Here is a 14,060-nt window from a genome sequence, read left to right as displayed (position 1 = left end):
GCCCGCGAGAAAGGCCAACCATGAGCGAGCACATGACCGGGGCCCAGAGCTTGATCAGGGCACTGGAAGCGGCCGGGGTTGACACTGTGTTCGGTATCCCCGGTGGCGCGGTACTCCCGGCGTACGATCCGCTCCTCGACTCGCGGCAGATCCGTCACATCCTCGTGCGCCATGAGCAGGCGGCTGGTCACGCCGCTGAGGGGTACGCCCTGGCCACCGGCAAGGTGGGCGTCTGCATGGCGACCTCCGGACCTGGCGCCACGAACCTTGTGACGCCGATCGCCGACGCGTACATGGACTCCGTGCCGATCGTCGCGATCACCGGACAGGTTCCGAGCACCTCGATCGGTACCGACGCGTTCCAAGAGGCAGACATCCGAGGGATCACCCTCCCGATCACCAAGCACAACTTCCTGGTGACCGACGCTGACGAGATCCCTCGCACGATCGCCGAGGCGTTCCACATCGCCTCGACGGGTCGTCCCGGACCGGTCCTCGTCGACATCGCCAAGGACGCCTTGCAGGCGATGACGACGTTCTCCTGGCCGAGCTCGGTCGACCTTCCGGGCTACCGTCCGGTGACCCGCCCGCACGCCAAGCAGGTGCGCGAAGCCGCCCGACTGATCGTCGAGTCGCGACGGCCTGTCCTTTACGTCGGCGGCGGCGTCATCAAGGCTCGCGCGGCCAAGGAGCTTCGTGTGCTCGCGGAGATGACCGGGATTCCCGTCGTCACGACACTGATGGCGCGCGGCGCCTTCCCCGACAGTCACCGACTGCACCTCGGGATGCCCGGCATGCATGGCACCGTGGCCGCCGTCGGCGCGTTGCAGAAGGCCGACTTGCTCATCGCGCTCGGCGCGCGGTTCGACGACCGGGTGACCGGCAAGCTGTCGACGTTCGCGTCGCACGCGAAAGTCGTGCACGCCGATATCGACCCGGCCGAGATCTCCAAGAACCGCGTCGCCGACGTTCCGATCGTCGGTGACTGTCGGGAGGTCATCGCCGACCTCGTGGTCGCGATCCAGGCGGAGCACGCGGCGGGTCGACGTGGCGACTACACCGAATGGTGGCGCGTCCTCGACGACTGGCGCCAGCGTTACCCACTCGGCTACGACAAGCCTGAGGACGGGTCGCTCGCTCCCCAGTACGTCATCGAGCGCATCGGTCAGATCGCGGGTCCGGAGGCGCTCTACGTCACCGGCGTCGGCCAGCACCAGATGTGGGCGTCGCAGTTCATCTCCTACGAGAACCCCGGGACGTTCCTCAACTCCGGTGGCGCCGGGACGATGGGCTTCGGGGTTCCCGCGGGGATGGGCGCGAAGGTCGGGCGCCCGGACGCCACGGTCTGGGTGATCGACGGCGACGGCTGCTTCCAGATGACCAACCAGGAGCTGGCCACGTGCGCGCTCGAGGGCATTCCCATCAAGGTGGCCGTCATCAACAACGCCTCCCTCGGCATGGTGCGGCAGTGGCAGACCCTCTTCTACAACGAGCGGTACTCGAACACTGACCTGCACCGGGGCGGCTCCGGGAGCCAATCCAACGGCGTCGTGACCCGCATCCCCGACTTCGTTCGACTGGCGGAGGCCTACGGCTGCGTGGGTCTGCGCTGCGAGCGTCCCGAGGACGTCGACGACGTGCTGGCGAAGGCGATGGAGGTCAACGACGTGCCGGTGGTGGTCGACTTCATCGTCCACCGGGACGCCATGGTGTGGCCGATGGTCGCGGCGGGAACCAGCAACGACGACATCAAGATCGCGCGTGACCTCGCGCCCGAGTGGACGCACGACGACCTGTGATCCAGCGACCAGCCGTGCACCACCGCCGCTGGAACGTCTGAGCCTCTCGAAAGGACGAAAGCCCCGTGTCTCGTCACACCTTGTCCGTGCTGGTCGAGAACAAGCCCGGTGTCCTCGCTCGGATCGCAGGCCTGTTCTCGCGTCGCGGCTTCAACATCGACTCACTCGCGGTCGGCCCCACCGAGCACCCGGAGATCTCCCGGATGACCATCGTGGTCAACGTGGAGGACCGCCCGCTGGAGCACGTCACCAAGCAGCTCAACAAGCTCATCAACGTCATCAAGATCGTGGAGCTGGAGCCGTCCGCGTCGGTCCAGCGGGAGCTGATCCTGGTGAAGGTGAAGGCCGACGTCCAAAGCCGAGGCGCCGTCCTGGAGATCGTCCAGCTCTTCCGTGCCAAGGTCGTCGACGTCACCCCCGAGACGGTCACGATCGAGGCGACCGGCAGCCCGGACAAGCTCGACGCGATGCTGCGGGTCCTCGAGCCGTTCGGCATCCGCGAGCTGGTGCAGTCGGGCATGGTCGCGATCGGACGAGGCAGTCGTTCGATGACCGACCGCACGCTGCGCTCGTTGGAGCGGCTGGGCGAGCGGTCGGCGTAGCGGCCACGCCCAGACCCGATCGGCCAGTCCAGCTTGACGGCACAGTCGAGCGCGACGACGAGCTAGACGTCCCGCTGGACAGCGGCGAGACGGAGCGCTTCGCCCGGGCGAACCACCGGACCGGGCTCGACCTCGCGGCCGACCGACAACCCGTGGCGCCGTACGATCGCGGCGTCGCAGACGAGAACTTCGAAGGAGACCTTGTGGCAGAGCTTTTCTACGACGACGATGCCGACCTGTCGGTCATCCAGGGACGCAAAGTCGCCGTGCTCGGATACGGCAGTCAGGGTCACGCCCACGCCCTGTCTCTGCGGGATTCCGGCGTCGACGTCCGTGTCGGCCTCCCCGAGGGCTCGAAGAGTCGGCCCAAGGCCGAGGCGGAGGGTCTGCGTGTCCTGACTCCCGCCGAGGCGTCGGCCGAGGCGGACGTGATCGTCGTCCTGGCGCCCGACCCCGCCCAGCGTAAGCTGTACGCGGAGTCGATCGCGCCGAACCTCAAGGACGGCGACGCGCTGTTCTTCGGGCACGGCTTCAACATCCGCTTCGGGTACATCAAGCCGCCGGCCAGCGTTGACGTGGCCATGGTGGCGCCGAAGGGCCCGGGTCACCTCGTTCGGCGTGAGTTCTCCGAGGGACGTGGCGTGCCCGTGCTCGTGGCCGTCGAGCAGGACGCGACCGGCAACGCCTGGCCGCTCACCCTCTCCTACGCCAAGGCGATCGGTGGTCTGCGCGCTGGCGGGATCAAGACCACGTTCACCGAGGAGACCGAGACCGACCTGTTCGGTGAGCAGACCGTTCTGTGCGGCGGTGTGTCGGCCCTCATCCAGGCCGGTTTCGAAGTCCTCGTGGAGGCCGGCTACCAGCCCGAGATCGCGTACTTCGAGTGCCTGCACGAGCTCAAGCTGATCGTCGACCTGATGTACGAGGGCGGCATCGCCAAGCAGCGCTGGTCGGTGTCGGACACCGCGGAGTACGGCGACTACGTCTCCGGCCCGCGGGTGATCGACGCGTCGGTGAAGGAGCGTATGCGCGAGATCCTCGCCGAGATCCAGGACGGCTCCTTCGCGCGGCGCTTCATCGAGGACCAGGACGCTGGTGCCCCGGAGTTCAAGAAGCTCCGGGAGCAGGCCGAGCAGCACCCGATCGAGGAGGTCGGCCGGCGGCTGCGGTCCCTCATGGCGTGGGTCAAGAGCCACGACGACGACTACGTGGAGGGCACGGCCGCTCGCCACTGACCGAGGAGTCGCCGAGGGCCTGTTCCCGATCCGACGCTTCGGGAACAGGCCCTCGCTTGAACGTCTCGCCAGGCGGATGGCACTTTCCGGCGAGAACCTGCGGAGAGCCATCGCCGCTCGTTATCCTGGGGTGGATGGCGGGCCCAGGGTCGTGCTCGTGAGAGCGTCCGTCCTCCACCTCACTGGAAGGCACCGACGTGGACCCCACGTACACCTCGCAGGCCCTCGACCCAGACGAGAGACGCAAGCCCGTCGTCCTGATCGCCGAGCAGCTGTCCGACGCGACGCTGGAGGCGCTCGGCCCGGACTTCGAGATCAGGTTCTGTGACGGCGCGAACCGCGCCGAGCTTCTGGCGGCCATCGTCGACGTCGACGCCGTGCTCATCCGAAGCGCGACCAAGATCGACGCCGAGGTGCTGGGCGTCGCCCGACGGTTGAAGGTCGTCGCACGTGCGGGTGTGGGGTTGGACAACGTCGACGTCCGGGCTGCGACGCAGGCCGGCGTCATGGTCGTGAACGCGCCGCAGTCCAACATCGTCTCGGCGGCCGAGCACACCATCGGACTGCTGCTGGCGGTGGCGCGACACATCCCCGCGGCTGACGCGTCGCTTCGGTCGGGGGAGTGGCAACGCAGCCGGTTCACCGGCGTCGAACTGTTCGACAAGACGCTCGGCGTGCTGGGCTTGGGGCGCGTCGGCGTCCTGGTCGCCCAGCGGCTCGCGGCGTTCGGCATGAAGGTCATCGCCTACGACCCCTACGTCCAGCCCGGACGTGCGGCCCAGATGGGTGTGCGGCTGGTGCCGCTGGAGGAGCTGCTCACGACCAGCGACGTCATCACCGTGCACCTGCCGAAGACGCCCGAGACCGTCGGGCTCATCGGTGAGGCGGAGCTGGCGAAGGTCAAGCCGAGCGTCTTGATCATCAACGCCGCGCGGGGCGGGATCATCGACGAGCACGCGCTGTACGTCGCGCTCAAGGACAGTCGGGTCGCCGGCGCCGGCATCGATGTGTTCGTGCAGGAGCCCTGTACGGAGTCTTCGCTGTTCGAGCTGGACAACGTCGTGGTGACCCCACACCTGGGGGCCAGCACCAAGGAGGCCCAGGAGAAGGCGGGCGTGTCGGTGGCGCGGTCGGTCCGTCTGGCCTTGGCGGGCGAGCTGGTGCCCGACGCGGTCAACGTTCAAGGTGGAGTCATCGCGGAGGACGTCCGACCCGGGATCCCGTTGGCGGAGAAGCTGGGGCGCATCTTCACCGCCCTGGCCGGCGAGGTAGCGGTGCAGCTCGACGTCGAGGTCCGGGGTGAGATCAGCGGTAGCGACGTGAAGGTGCTCGAGCTGGCGGCGCTCAAGGGCGCGTTCGCGGGGATCGTCGAGGAGCAGGTCTCCTACGTCAATGCACCCTTGCTCGCGGCCGAGCGCGGTGTCGAGGTACGCCTGATCAGGAATCCTGACAGCCCGGACTACCGCAACTTGGTGACACTTCGCGGCACGCTCGCCAGCGGTCGGCAAGTCTCGGTCGGCGGCACGCTGGTCGGCCCCAAGCACGCCGAGCGCTTGGTCGAGGTGGAGGGCTTCGACATCGAGATCGAGCTGACCGAGCACATGGCGGTGCTGAAGTACGTCGACCGGCCCGGTGTCATCGGCGTCATCGGCCGTATCCTCGGCGAGGCCGGCGTCAACATCGCGGGCATGCAGGTCAGCCGCGACCGTAAGGGCGGCAAGGCGCTGGTCGCCATGACCGTCGACTCGACGATCCCGCAAACCGCGCTCGACGCGATCGCGCGCGAGATCGACGCCGAGGACGTCCGGGCGATCGACCTCACGGAGTAGGTTCCGCTGAGCGGTTGTGCCGAAGAGGTCGCCCTCAGGCCGCCACTGACTGCGGGGTGCCCGCCACCGGAAGGGCTCGGACCGGCTCGGCTCAGCGTCGGGTCGCGATGAGCACGCTCGCGTCGAAGGCCACCATTACCTCGACGGTGGTGAAGCGAGGGTCGGTGAGCCAGACCTGGCGCATCGTGTCGACCCGGCCCTGGAACATCGGTGGCCAGGTGGCGCACGGCGTGAAGTCGTCGAGGACCACGAACCCACCCGGCTCCACCAGGTCGGCCACAGTGTCCGGGCCCGCGCGTTTGGCCTCCCGGACGTCGAGGAAAAGCAGGGAGAAGGGCCCATAGGGCGCGAGTTCCGTCCAGTCGGCCTCGAGTACGGTGACCGACTGGTCGTCGGCGAAGATCTCGCGGACCGCCTCCACGAGTCCGGCGTCCCGCTCGACCGTCACCAGCTTCGAGCCCTCTCGCATACCGCTGCGGAGCCAGGCGGAGCCCACGCCACATCCCGTGCCCGACTCCGCCAGGGTTCCGGTTCGGGACGCCGCGAGGCTCGCGAGCAGCCGGCCGGTCTCGTTGCGGCACGAGGAGACGAAGCCGCGCTGGCGCGAGAGCGCGTGAGCACGCGCGACGACAGCGGGCAGGTCTGGTGGAGCGCTCATGCGCCAAGAGTGTGGCAGAGTTCGACGCCCGATGGAGAGTGTCTCAACATGTGAAAAGCTGCCCGACTGGCGAGACAGTACTTGGGCGTCCAACTATTCTCACGCTGGTGTCGTGCGGCACGAGCCGAGTCCTGCCCCGCACGCCGACGCGCAGGAGGTAATCGATGACCGAGGCTCAAAAGCTGGCCTACCGAGCGGTGCAGGAGGCCTTGGACCGGCGTGACAACGGTGGCCGCGCCATGGTCTACCTCGAACCAGGCGAGGAAGAGCGGCGGAGTCCGGGCCCGCCTGATCCCCACCCGTGAGCGCGGTCAGGACGCGTGCCTTGGATAGTGGGACGACGATCGGAACAAGGACAAGGTAGGTACGGTGACACCATGGCCCGAAGCATCCGCCTCGCGGTGATCCCAGGGGACTACATCGGCCCGGAGGTGACGGCCGAGGCCCTGAAGGTTCTCGACGCTTGCGTGTCCGTCGACGACATCAAGATCGAGACGACCCACTACGACCTCGGGGCACAGCGGTACCTCGCCACGGGCGAGGTGTTGCCCGACTCCGTGCTGGCGGAGCTGCGCGGCCACGACGCGATCCTGCTGGGGGCTGTGGGCGGTCGCCCCAATGACCCGAACCTCCCGCCGGGGATCCTCGAGCGTGGTCTGTTGCTGCGCCTGCGCTTCGAGTTCGACCACTACATCAACCTGCGCCCGGCTCGCAGCTTCCCGGGAGTCCCAACGCCGTTGGCGAAGGACGTGCCGATCGACTTCGTCGTCGTCCGGGAAGGCACCGAAGGCCTCTACCTCGGCAACGGCGGCGTGGTTCGCCGAGGAACGCCCCAGGAGATCGCCACCGAGGTGAGTGTCAACACCGCTTTCGGAGTCGAGCGGGTGGTCCGCGACGCCTTCCGGCGGGCCCAAGCGCGCCGCCGCAAGCTCACGCTCGTCCACAAGACGAACGTCTTGGTCAACGCCGGCTCCTTGTGGTCTCGCACTGTCGACGCGGTCGCCGAGCAGTTTCCCGACGTCGCCGTCGACTACCTGCACGTGGACGCGGCGAGCATGTTCCTGGTCACCGAGCCGGAGCGCTTCGACGTCATCGTGACCGACAACCTCTTCGGCGACATCATCACTGACCTGGCCGCCGCGGTGACCGGAGGACTCGGACTGGCCGCGAGCGGCAACATCAACCCCGACCGGACCGCGCCGTCGATGTTCGAGCCCGTGCACGGCTCCGCCCCCGACATCGCCGGCCAAGGCAAGGCTGACCCGACCGCCGCCATCCTGTCCGCCGCCCTGCTGCTCGACCACGTGGGCGCGTCCGTCGCCGCCCGCAAGGTCGAGGAGGCCGTGGTCGCCGACCTCGCGGCCCGTGCCGGTGGTCCGGCTCGCACGACGTCGCAGATCGGCGACGCCATCGCCGCGCGAGTAGCCAGCTAGAGCTCGCCGAGTCCACGCGCCGACCCACCGCGACGCCGCCGCTGACGGGTTCGGGGCGGCGCGTCCGGCTCGACGAGCTCGCCGTCCCGCTGTTGTGGGGATCGCGCCTCGTGGCGTTCAGCGCTCCAGGTGAGACGTCGCGGACCACCGGGATCCCCTCACCGGTGGGGCGGGCGTCAGTGCCGTCCTCGGCCAGCGCACACTGATGGAACGCCACCTTGACGATTGGATACGGTGCAGCCATGACCGCACGTCTTGAGTTCCGCCGGGAGCTCACGACCTCGCCGACGCCCGCCGAGCGTCGGCGGGAGATCCTCGCCAACCCCGGCTTCGGCAAGTTCTTCACCGACCACATGATCACCGCCCGCTGGACGCCGGAGCGCGGTTGGCACGACGCGGTCCTCCGGCCCTACGGGCCGTTCTCTCTCGACCCGGCGACCGCGGTCTTCCACTACGCGCAAGAGATCTTCGAGGGCCTCAAGGCGTATCGACACAGCGACGGCTCGATCTGGACCTTCCGTCCCGACGTCAACGCCGCCCGTTTCCAGCGCTCGGCACGCCGCATGGCGCTGCCGGAGCTTCCCGTCGAGGACTTCGTCGGCGCGCTCGATCTGCTCATCCAGACCGACCAGGACTGGGTGCCCTCGGGCGGGGAGAAGAGCCTGTATCTGCGGCCGTTCATGTTCGCCTCCGAGCCGTTCCTCGGCGTGCGACCCGCCCAGGACGTCACCTTCGCCGTGATCGCCTCTCCGGCCGCGTCGTACTTCGCCGCGGGCGTCAAGCCGGTGTCGATCTGGCTGTCCGAGGAGTACACCCGGGCCGCCGTCGGAGGGACGGGCGCGGCCAAGTGCGGTGGAAACTACGCCGCCAGCCTGCTGGCACAGCAGGAGGCCATCGAGAACGGCTGCGACCAGGTGGTGTTCCTCGACGCCGTCGAACGCCGGTGGGTCGAAGAGCTCGGCGGCATGAACATCTACTTCGTCTACGACAACGGCCTCATCGTCACCCCCGAGCTCACCGGCACCATCCTCGAGGGTGTCACACGGGCGGCAATCCTGGAGCTGGCCGCCGACCTCGGGTACAAGGTCGACGAACGCCGCGTCGACATCAACGAGTGGCGGCAAGGCGTGGCGACGGGGCGGATCACCGAGGTGTTCGCGTGCGGCACGGCGGCCGTGGTGACGCCGGTCGGTCAGTTGAAGTGGCGTGGCGGCCAGCTCACCATCGGCAAGGGCGAGTGTGGCCCGGTGACCGCTCGCCTGCGCCAGCAGCTGCTGGACATCCAGTACGGCCGAGCCGACGACACGCATGGGTGGTTGCACCGGGTCTGCTGACACCCCACGCAGCTCCCGGTGTGACTGCCTGTATCGAGACGGCACGTTGCCGTGCTGTCCCCCGCTCGTTGAAGCGTGCGGGAGTACGTTGAGCTTCCGTACGTTCGGGCAGAGGAGAGCAGGCCATGGCGGAGACATCGAACGCCACCACGACGCACCCCCTCAAGGGCACCTTCGACGCCAGCAGGGCCGAATGGCGAAAGGCCAGCGAGGACGCGGAGATCGAGGTCGGTTTCGTCGACGACTTGATCGGCATGCGGCACGCCAAGAACCCCGACGGTCCCGTGCTGGTCTTCACCCCCGCGGAGTGGGAGGCGTTCCTGGCAGGGGCGAAGGACGGGGAGTTCGATCCCGCGCGCCTCGAGGTCGACCCGTCGGGGGCCTAGCGAGGACGTCAGACGGCCGGCTCTCCTGGGCCAATGGTCGGGCTCCCTCGAGCACAGTCCAGCGATCGAGGCCGCTGATGAGCCGCTCGCTCCGACCGTCAGGTCCGCTTGCGGCGGCGCGGGCGACCGTGTGTCACGCGGCGGCGCCGCCGGACAGCGGGAACGCGGACGAGACGCCCCGCCCGACGGGGAATCCGTGTGCCAGACCTGCGGTCGACGGTCGACCGCAGGTCCCCGACCTATACGCCCTTGGGTGACGTGATGGTGACACGGCGGGATTGACGCCGACCACGTCGGATGTGGCAGACTTTCCAACGTGCTGTCGACGATGATTATTAGCTAGGCGCGCTGGGCGCTTCGGCGTCCCGCGCGCAGACCTCTCGCACCCGCGAGAGGTTTTTTGTTTGTCTGGAACGCTCGCCCATGTCCCAAGGAGCCCGACCCGATGAACGACTTCCACGTCTACGACACCACGCTGCGTGATGGGGCGCAGCAAGAAAGACTCAACCTCTCAGTCGAGGACAAACTCGTCATCGCCCGCTACCTCGACCAGCTGGGAGTCGGCTTCATCGAGGGAGGGTGGCCTGGCGCCATCCCCAAGGACACCGAGTTCTTCAACCGGGCCAAGACCGAGCTGACCTTGAGGAACGCGACGCTCGCAGCGTTCGGCTCGACCCGTCGCCCCGGCCTGAAGGTGGAGGACGACCCACTCGTCCAGGCCCTGCGGGACTCCGGCGCGGACGTCGTCACCTTGGTCGCGAAGAGCCACGACCGGCACGTCGAGCTCGCCTTGCGCACCACCCTGGAGGAGAACCTCGCCATGGTGCGCGAGACCATCGAGTTCCTTCGTGCGGGCGGGCAGCGGGTCTTCCTCGACGCCGAGCACTTCTTCGACGGCTACCGCGACAACCCGGCGTACGCCTTGGAGGTCGTCCGGACCGCCGCCGAGGCCGGTGCTGAGGTGATCGCGCTCTGCGACACCAACGGCGGCATGCTGCCCGATGAGGTGGGTGAGATCGTCGGAGCGGTCCTCGACGGAACGGGAGCTCGCCTCGGCATCCATTGCCACAACGACACCGGCTGCGCGGTCGCGAACACCCTCGCCGCGGTCGACGCGGGTGCCACGCACGTGCAGGGCACGCTCAACGGGTATGGCGAGCGGACCGGGAACGCCGACCTCATCAGCATCGTCGCCAACCTCCAGCTGAAACGGGGCCGCAAGCTCGTCCCCGAGTCCTCGTTGCGGGAGGCGACGCGGATCGCCCACGCGGTGGCGGAGGTGACGAACGTCCCGCCGTACTCTCGCCAGCCCTACGTCGGCGCGTCGGCGTTCACCCACAAGGCGGGTCTGCACGCCAGCGCGATCAAGGTGGACCCGAACCTCTACCAGCACATCGACCCAGCCGACGTCGGCAACGACATGCGCCTGCTCGTCTCCGACATGGCCGGTCGCGCCAGCATCGAGCTCAAGGGACGCGAGCTCGGCTACGAGCTGGGCGACGACCGGGAGCTCCTCACCCGGATCACCGATCGAGTCAAGCAGATGGAGGCGTGCGGCTACACGTTCGAGGCCGCGGACGCGTCGTTCGAGCTGCTCCTCATGGAGGAGGTCGACGGCGCACGGCCATCGTTCTTCGAGGTGGAGTCATGGCGGGTGATCACCGACTCCCGCCCCGGCCAGGAAGCCGTGTCCGAGGCCACCGTCAAGCTGCGTGCCGGTGACGAGCGCATGATCGTCACCGCGGAGGGCAATGGCCCGGTCAACGCGCTCGACAGTGCCCTGCGGGGCGCGATCGGAAAGGCCTACCCCGTCGTCGAGAAGTTCGACCTGATCGACTACCGCGTCCGCATCCTGGAGTCCGGACACGGCACCGACGCGGTGATCAGAGTCCTGATCGAGCTGTCCGACGGCCAGGACTCCTGGGAGACCGTCGGCGTCGGCCACAACCTCGTCGAGGCGTCCTGGGAGGCGCTGGTCGATGGCGTGACGTACGGGCTGGTACGGGCTCAAGGCCGGCAGGCCGGCGACTGAGCGAGCCGGGCGAGTACGCTACGAGATCCTTGGGAGGTCTGAGCACGCACGAAGGCAGTCGATCACGAAGGCAGGGTGGCCTTGCGCATCGCACGGTTCAGCGCCGGTGGGGATCCGAAGTTCGGCGCCGTCGAGGGCGAGAAGGGCGCCGAGGTCGTCTCGGTGCTCGAGGGCGACCCCCTCTACCGACCCGTCGAGTTCACCGGTGAGCGGTTCCCGCTGTCCGAGGTCCGCCTCTTGGCGCCCGTCATCCCGCGCAGCAAGGTGATCGGCATCGGCCGCAACTACGCCGAGCACGCGGCCGAGCTCGGCAACGAGGTGCCGGCCAACCCGCTGGTCTTCCTCAAGCCGAACACCTCCGTCATCGGACCCGGCGACGGCATCGTCTATCCGCCGGAGACAAGCGACCTGCACTACGAGGGCGAGCTGGCCGTCGTCATCGGGCGGATCTGCCGGCACGTGCCGCCCGAGCGTGTCCCAGAGGTCATCTTCGGTTACACGTGCGGCAACGACGTGACAGCGCGCGACCTCCAGCGAGCCGATGGGCAGTGGGCCCGAGCCAAGGGGTTCGACACCTTCTGCCCGCTCGGCCCGTGGATCGAGACCGAGCTCGACGTCAGCGACCTCGCGATCACCACGACGGTGCGCGGCGAGGTGCGGCAGTCGGGGCGGACCTCCCAGATGATCCACGACGTGGTCTCCCTCGTCACCTACGTCAGCTCGTTCATGACGCTGCTGCCGGGGGACGTGATCCTGACCGGGACGCCCGCGGGCGTCGGGCCGATGGAGGTGGGCGACGAGGTCTCGGTGACGGTGGAGGGCATCGGGACCTTGACCAACCGGGTGATCCGCCGTGGCTGACGGAGAGCCGGCGAGACGGGTTCGGACCCGGTTCGCGCCGTCTCCGAGCGGTGATCTGCACGTCGGCAACGTCCGTACGGCGTTGTACGCCTGGGCGTGGGCGCGGCACACCGGTGGGCAGTTCGTCCTCCGGATCGAGGACACCGACCGGACTCGGGTGAGCGAGCAGGCGATCGGCTCAGTCCTCACCGACCTGCGCTGGCTCGGGCTCGACTGGGACGAGGGGCCGGACGTCGGCGGCCCGTTCGGTCCGTACCTGCAGAGCGAGCGGCTGTCGATCTACCACGAGTGGGTACGTCGCTTCCTCGCCGACGGCGTCGCCTATCACTGCTACTGCACGCAAGAGGAGCTTGACGCCGAGCGCGAGGAGCAGCGGGCGAAGGGCCTGCCGGCCGGGTACAGCGGTCGCTGCCGGCAGTTGACCGCGGCACAAGTGGCGGCGTTCGAAGCGGAGGGTCGCCGGCCGGTCGTGCGTTTCCGGATGGCGCCAGGTCGGACGGTCGTTCACGACACGGTCCGCGGGGAGGTGGTGTTCGACCACGCCAACATCCCCGACTTCGTGATCATGCGGGCGGACGGCTATCCGCTCTACAACCTCGCTGCGGCCGTCGACGACACCCTCATGCAGATCACGCACATCATCCGCGGTGACGACCTGCTCGCTTCGACGCCGCGGCAGATCGCCATCTACAAGGCGATGGGGGTCTCCGACGACGACATCCCGGTCTTCACCCACTGCCCGTACATCCTCGCGCCGGACGGCAAGCCGTTGTCCAAGCGGTACGGCTCGGCCGCCATCTCCTGGTACCGCGACAACGGGTACCTGCCCGAGGCGGTCGTCAACTACCTCGCCCTAGTCGGCTGGTCACCCGGCGACGACCGGGAGGACCTCACCCTGGACCAGATCGTCGAGCTGTTCGACCTGCGTCGGGTGGGAGCGACGGCCGGTCGGCTGGATCCGCGCAAGCTCGACGCCATCAACGGCGACAAGATCCGCAGCCTTGCTCCCGACGACCTCGCGAGTCGTCTCCTGCCGTTCTTGCGCGCCAGTGGGCTCGTCGACGACCCTCCGACCACCCAGCAGGCTCGGCTGCTCCGTGCGGCCGTGCCGCTCGTCCGCGAGCGGCTGGTGCGGCTCACCGACGCTGCCGACATGCTGGCCTTCCTCTTCATCCGGGAGGACCTGTTCCGGGTCGACCCGGAGTCAGCCGCCCGGGTCCTCACCCAGGAGACGGCGCCGGTCCTCGAAGCGGCGGAGGCAGCGCTCGCTGCCGTCGACTCGTGGGACCGGGGCTCCATCGAACAGGTGCTGCGGCGGGTGCTGATCGAGGAGCTCGGCCGTAGGCCCAAACACGCCTTCACTCCCGTGCGGGTCGCTGTCACCGGTCACCGGGTGTCCCCACCACTGTTCGAATCGTTGGAGCTGCTGGGCAAGGAACGCACCCTGGCACGGATTCGGCGGGCGCTTGAGCGCGAGGTCGGCGTCTGACGACGATGACGCCGTGAGACGGGAAGCCCGTCGGCCAGCGGACACGGCTCGGCTGGGAGTGAGCTCGGGCGGAGGCGGACGCTGGCTTTAAAGGGCGGGTAGAACGGGGCGAAAGGCGAACGAGGTGCCCGGCTTGGGGTCTGGGTTTGGACTCCGGTATCCTGCTTCGCGGTCCGCTCCGGTACGTGCCGGGCCAACCCATTGGGGTATGGGGTAATTGGCAGCCCGACGGATTCTGGCTCCGTTAGTCTAGGTTCGAGTCCTAGTACCCCAGCGAGCGAGCTGGCAAGACCCTTGCTACAGTTGGCTCACCTCCACGGCCCCGTTGTGTAGCGGCCTAGCACGCCGCCCTCTCAAGGCGGTAGCGCCGGTTCGAATCCGGTCGGGGCTACGGCTTCTGGC

General features: G+C 68.4%; 12 protein-coding genes and 2 tRNA genes. 13 read left to right on the top strand and 1 reads right to left on the bottom strand.

Annotated features, from left to right (window positions below):
* Nucleotides 1-20 precede the first annotated feature (20 nt).
* From DFJ64_RS03100 to serA, 4 genes are all read left to right on the top strand, one after another.
* Nucleotides 21-1,799 (top strand): acetolactate synthase large subunit, encoded by a 1,779-nt coding sequence (locus DFJ64_RS03100; protein WP_115849071.1) that lies wholly within the window; start codon nt 21-23, stop codon nt 1,797-1,799.
* A 65-nt stretch (nt 1,800-1,864) separates the two neighbouring features.
* On the top strand, nt 1,865-2,401 hold the full coding sequence (ilvN, locus tag DFJ64_RS03095; protein ID WP_115849070.1) for an acetolactate synthase small subunit: 537 nt from the start codon (nt 1,865-1,867) through the stop codon (nt 2,399-2,401).
* Between the two features lie 203 nt (nt 2,402-2,604).
* Complete coding sequence (gene ilvC, locus DFJ64_RS03090; RefSeq protein WP_115851784.1) at nt 2,605-3,636, top strand: ketol-acid reductoisomerase; 1,032 nt, start codon at nt 2,605-2,607, stop codon at nt 3,634-3,636.
* A gap of 197 nt (nt 3,637-3,833) precedes the next feature.
* A complete protein-coding gene (serA, locus tag DFJ64_RS03085) occupies nt 3,834-5,465 on the top strand; it encodes a phosphoglycerate dehydrogenase (protein ID WP_115849069.1) in 1,632 nt (543 codons plus the stop codon).
* A 91-nt stretch (nt 5,466-5,556) separates the two neighbouring features.
* Here the strand turns inward: serA and DFJ64_RS03080 are convergent, their stop codons facing one another.
* Complete coding sequence (locus DFJ64_RS03080; RefSeq protein ID WP_115849068.1) at nt 5,557-6,123, bottom strand: O-methyltransferase; 567 nt, start codon at nt 6,121-6,123, stop codon at nt 5,557-5,559.
* 164 nt (nt 6,124-6,287) lie between these two features.
* Here DFJ64_RS03080 and DFJ64_RS19335 point away from each other — a divergent pair, with 164 nt between their 5' ends.
* The 9 genes from DFJ64_RS19335 to DFJ64_RS03040 all read left to right on the top strand — a co-directional run bounded on the left by DFJ64_RS19335 (nt 6,288) and on the right by DFJ64_RS03040 (nt 14,049).
* The gene (locus tag DFJ64_RS19335) at nt 6,288-6,428 is read left to right on the top strand and encodes a hypothetical protein (RefSeq protein ID WP_170152477.1); all 141 of its coding nucleotides are present in this window, start codon (nt 6,288-6,290) and stop codon (nt 6,426-6,428) included.
* Between the two features lie 72 nt (nt 6,429-6,500).
* The gene (locus DFJ64_RS03075) at nt 6,501-7,556 is read left to right on the top strand and encodes a 3-isopropylmalate dehydrogenase (protein WP_115849067.1); all 1,056 of its coding nucleotides are present in this window, start codon (nt 6,501-6,503) and stop codon (nt 7,554-7,556) included.
* A 242-nt stretch (nt 7,557-7,798) separates the two neighbouring features.
* Entirely contained in the window at nt 7,799-8,890 is a 1,092-nt protein-coding gene (locus tag DFJ64_RS03070) for a branched-chain amino acid aminotransferase (protein WP_115849066.1), read from the top strand.
* Between the two features lie 125 nt (nt 8,891-9,015).
* Complete coding sequence (locus DFJ64_RS03065; protein WP_115849065.1) at nt 9,016-9,276, top strand: DUF397 domain-containing protein; 261 nt, start codon at nt 9,016-9,018, stop codon at nt 9,274-9,276.
* 445 nt (nt 9,277-9,721) lie between these two features.
* Nucleotides 9,722-11,308 carry a citramalate synthase gene (gene cimA / locus DFJ64_RS03060; protein ID WP_115849064.1) on the top strand — a complete coding sequence of 529 codons (1,587 nt, stop codon included), beginning with the start codon at nt 9,722-9,724 and terminating at the stop codon, nt 11,306-11,308.
* A gap of 81 nt (nt 11,309-11,389) precedes the next feature.
* Nucleotides 11,390-12,169 (top strand): fumarylacetoacetate hydrolase family protein, encoded by a 780-nt coding sequence (locus DFJ64_RS03055; RefSeq protein WP_115851783.1) that lies wholly within the window; start codon nt 11,390-11,392, stop codon nt 12,167-12,169.
* Nucleotides 12,162-13,658, top strand: a complete 1,497-nt coding sequence (gltX, locus tag DFJ64_RS03050) for a glutamate--tRNA ligase (RefSeq protein ID WP_115849063.1) — start codon at nt 12,162-12,164, stop codon at nt 13,656-13,658. The genes DFJ64_RS03055 and gltX overlap by 8 nt, the downstream gene beginning before the upstream one ends.
* A 202-nt stretch (nt 13,659-13,860) precedes the next feature.
* Nucleotides 13,861-13,932 (top strand) — tRNA-Gln (locus DFJ64_RS03045).
* A 44-nt stretch (nt 13,933-13,976) separates the two neighbouring features.
* Nucleotides 13,977-14,049, top strand: a tRNA-Glu gene (locus tag DFJ64_RS03040).
* The last annotated feature ends 11 nt before the right edge of the window (nt 14,050-14,060 follow it).

Source organism: Thermasporomyces composti (genome assembly GCF_003386795.1).
Classification (GTDB): Bacteria; Actinomycetota; Actinomycetes; order Propionibacteriales; family Actinopolymorphaceae; genus Thermasporomyces; species Thermasporomyces composti.
This window is presented reverse-complemented; position numbering and strand designations above follow the sequence as displayed.

What these genes read in the sequence shown, in the direction of transcription:
- DFJ64_RS03100 (WP_115849071.1), top strand. Translation starts at nt 21, where the DNA reads ATGAGCGAGCACATGACCGGGGCCCAGAGCTTGATCAGGGCACTGGAA.
- DFJ64_RS03065 (WP_115849065.1), top strand. Translation starts at nt 9,016, where the DNA reads ATGGCGGAGACATCGAACGCCACCACGACGCACCCCCTCAAGGGCACC.
- DFJ64_RS03080 (WP_115849068.1), bottom strand. Translation starts at nt 6,123, where the DNA reads ATGAGCGCTCCACCAGACCTGCCCGCTGTCGTCGCGCGTGCTCACGCG.
- DFJ64_RS03075 (WP_115849067.1), top strand. Translation starts at nt 6,501, where the DNA reads ATGGCCCGAAGCATCCGCCTCGCGGTGATCCCAGGGGACTACATCGGC.
- DFJ64_RS19335 (WP_170152477.1), top strand. Translation starts at nt 6,288, where the DNA reads ATGACCGAGGCTCAAAAGCTGGCCTACCGAGCGGTGCAGGAGGCCTTG.
- DFJ64_RS03070 (WP_115849066.1), top strand. Translation starts at nt 7,799, where the DNA reads ATGACCGCACGTCTTGAGTTCCGCCGGGAGCTCACGACCTCGCCGACG.
- cimA (WP_115849064.1), top strand. Translation starts at nt 9,722, where the DNA reads ATGAACGACTTCCACGTCTACGACACCACGCTGCGTGATGGGGCGCAG.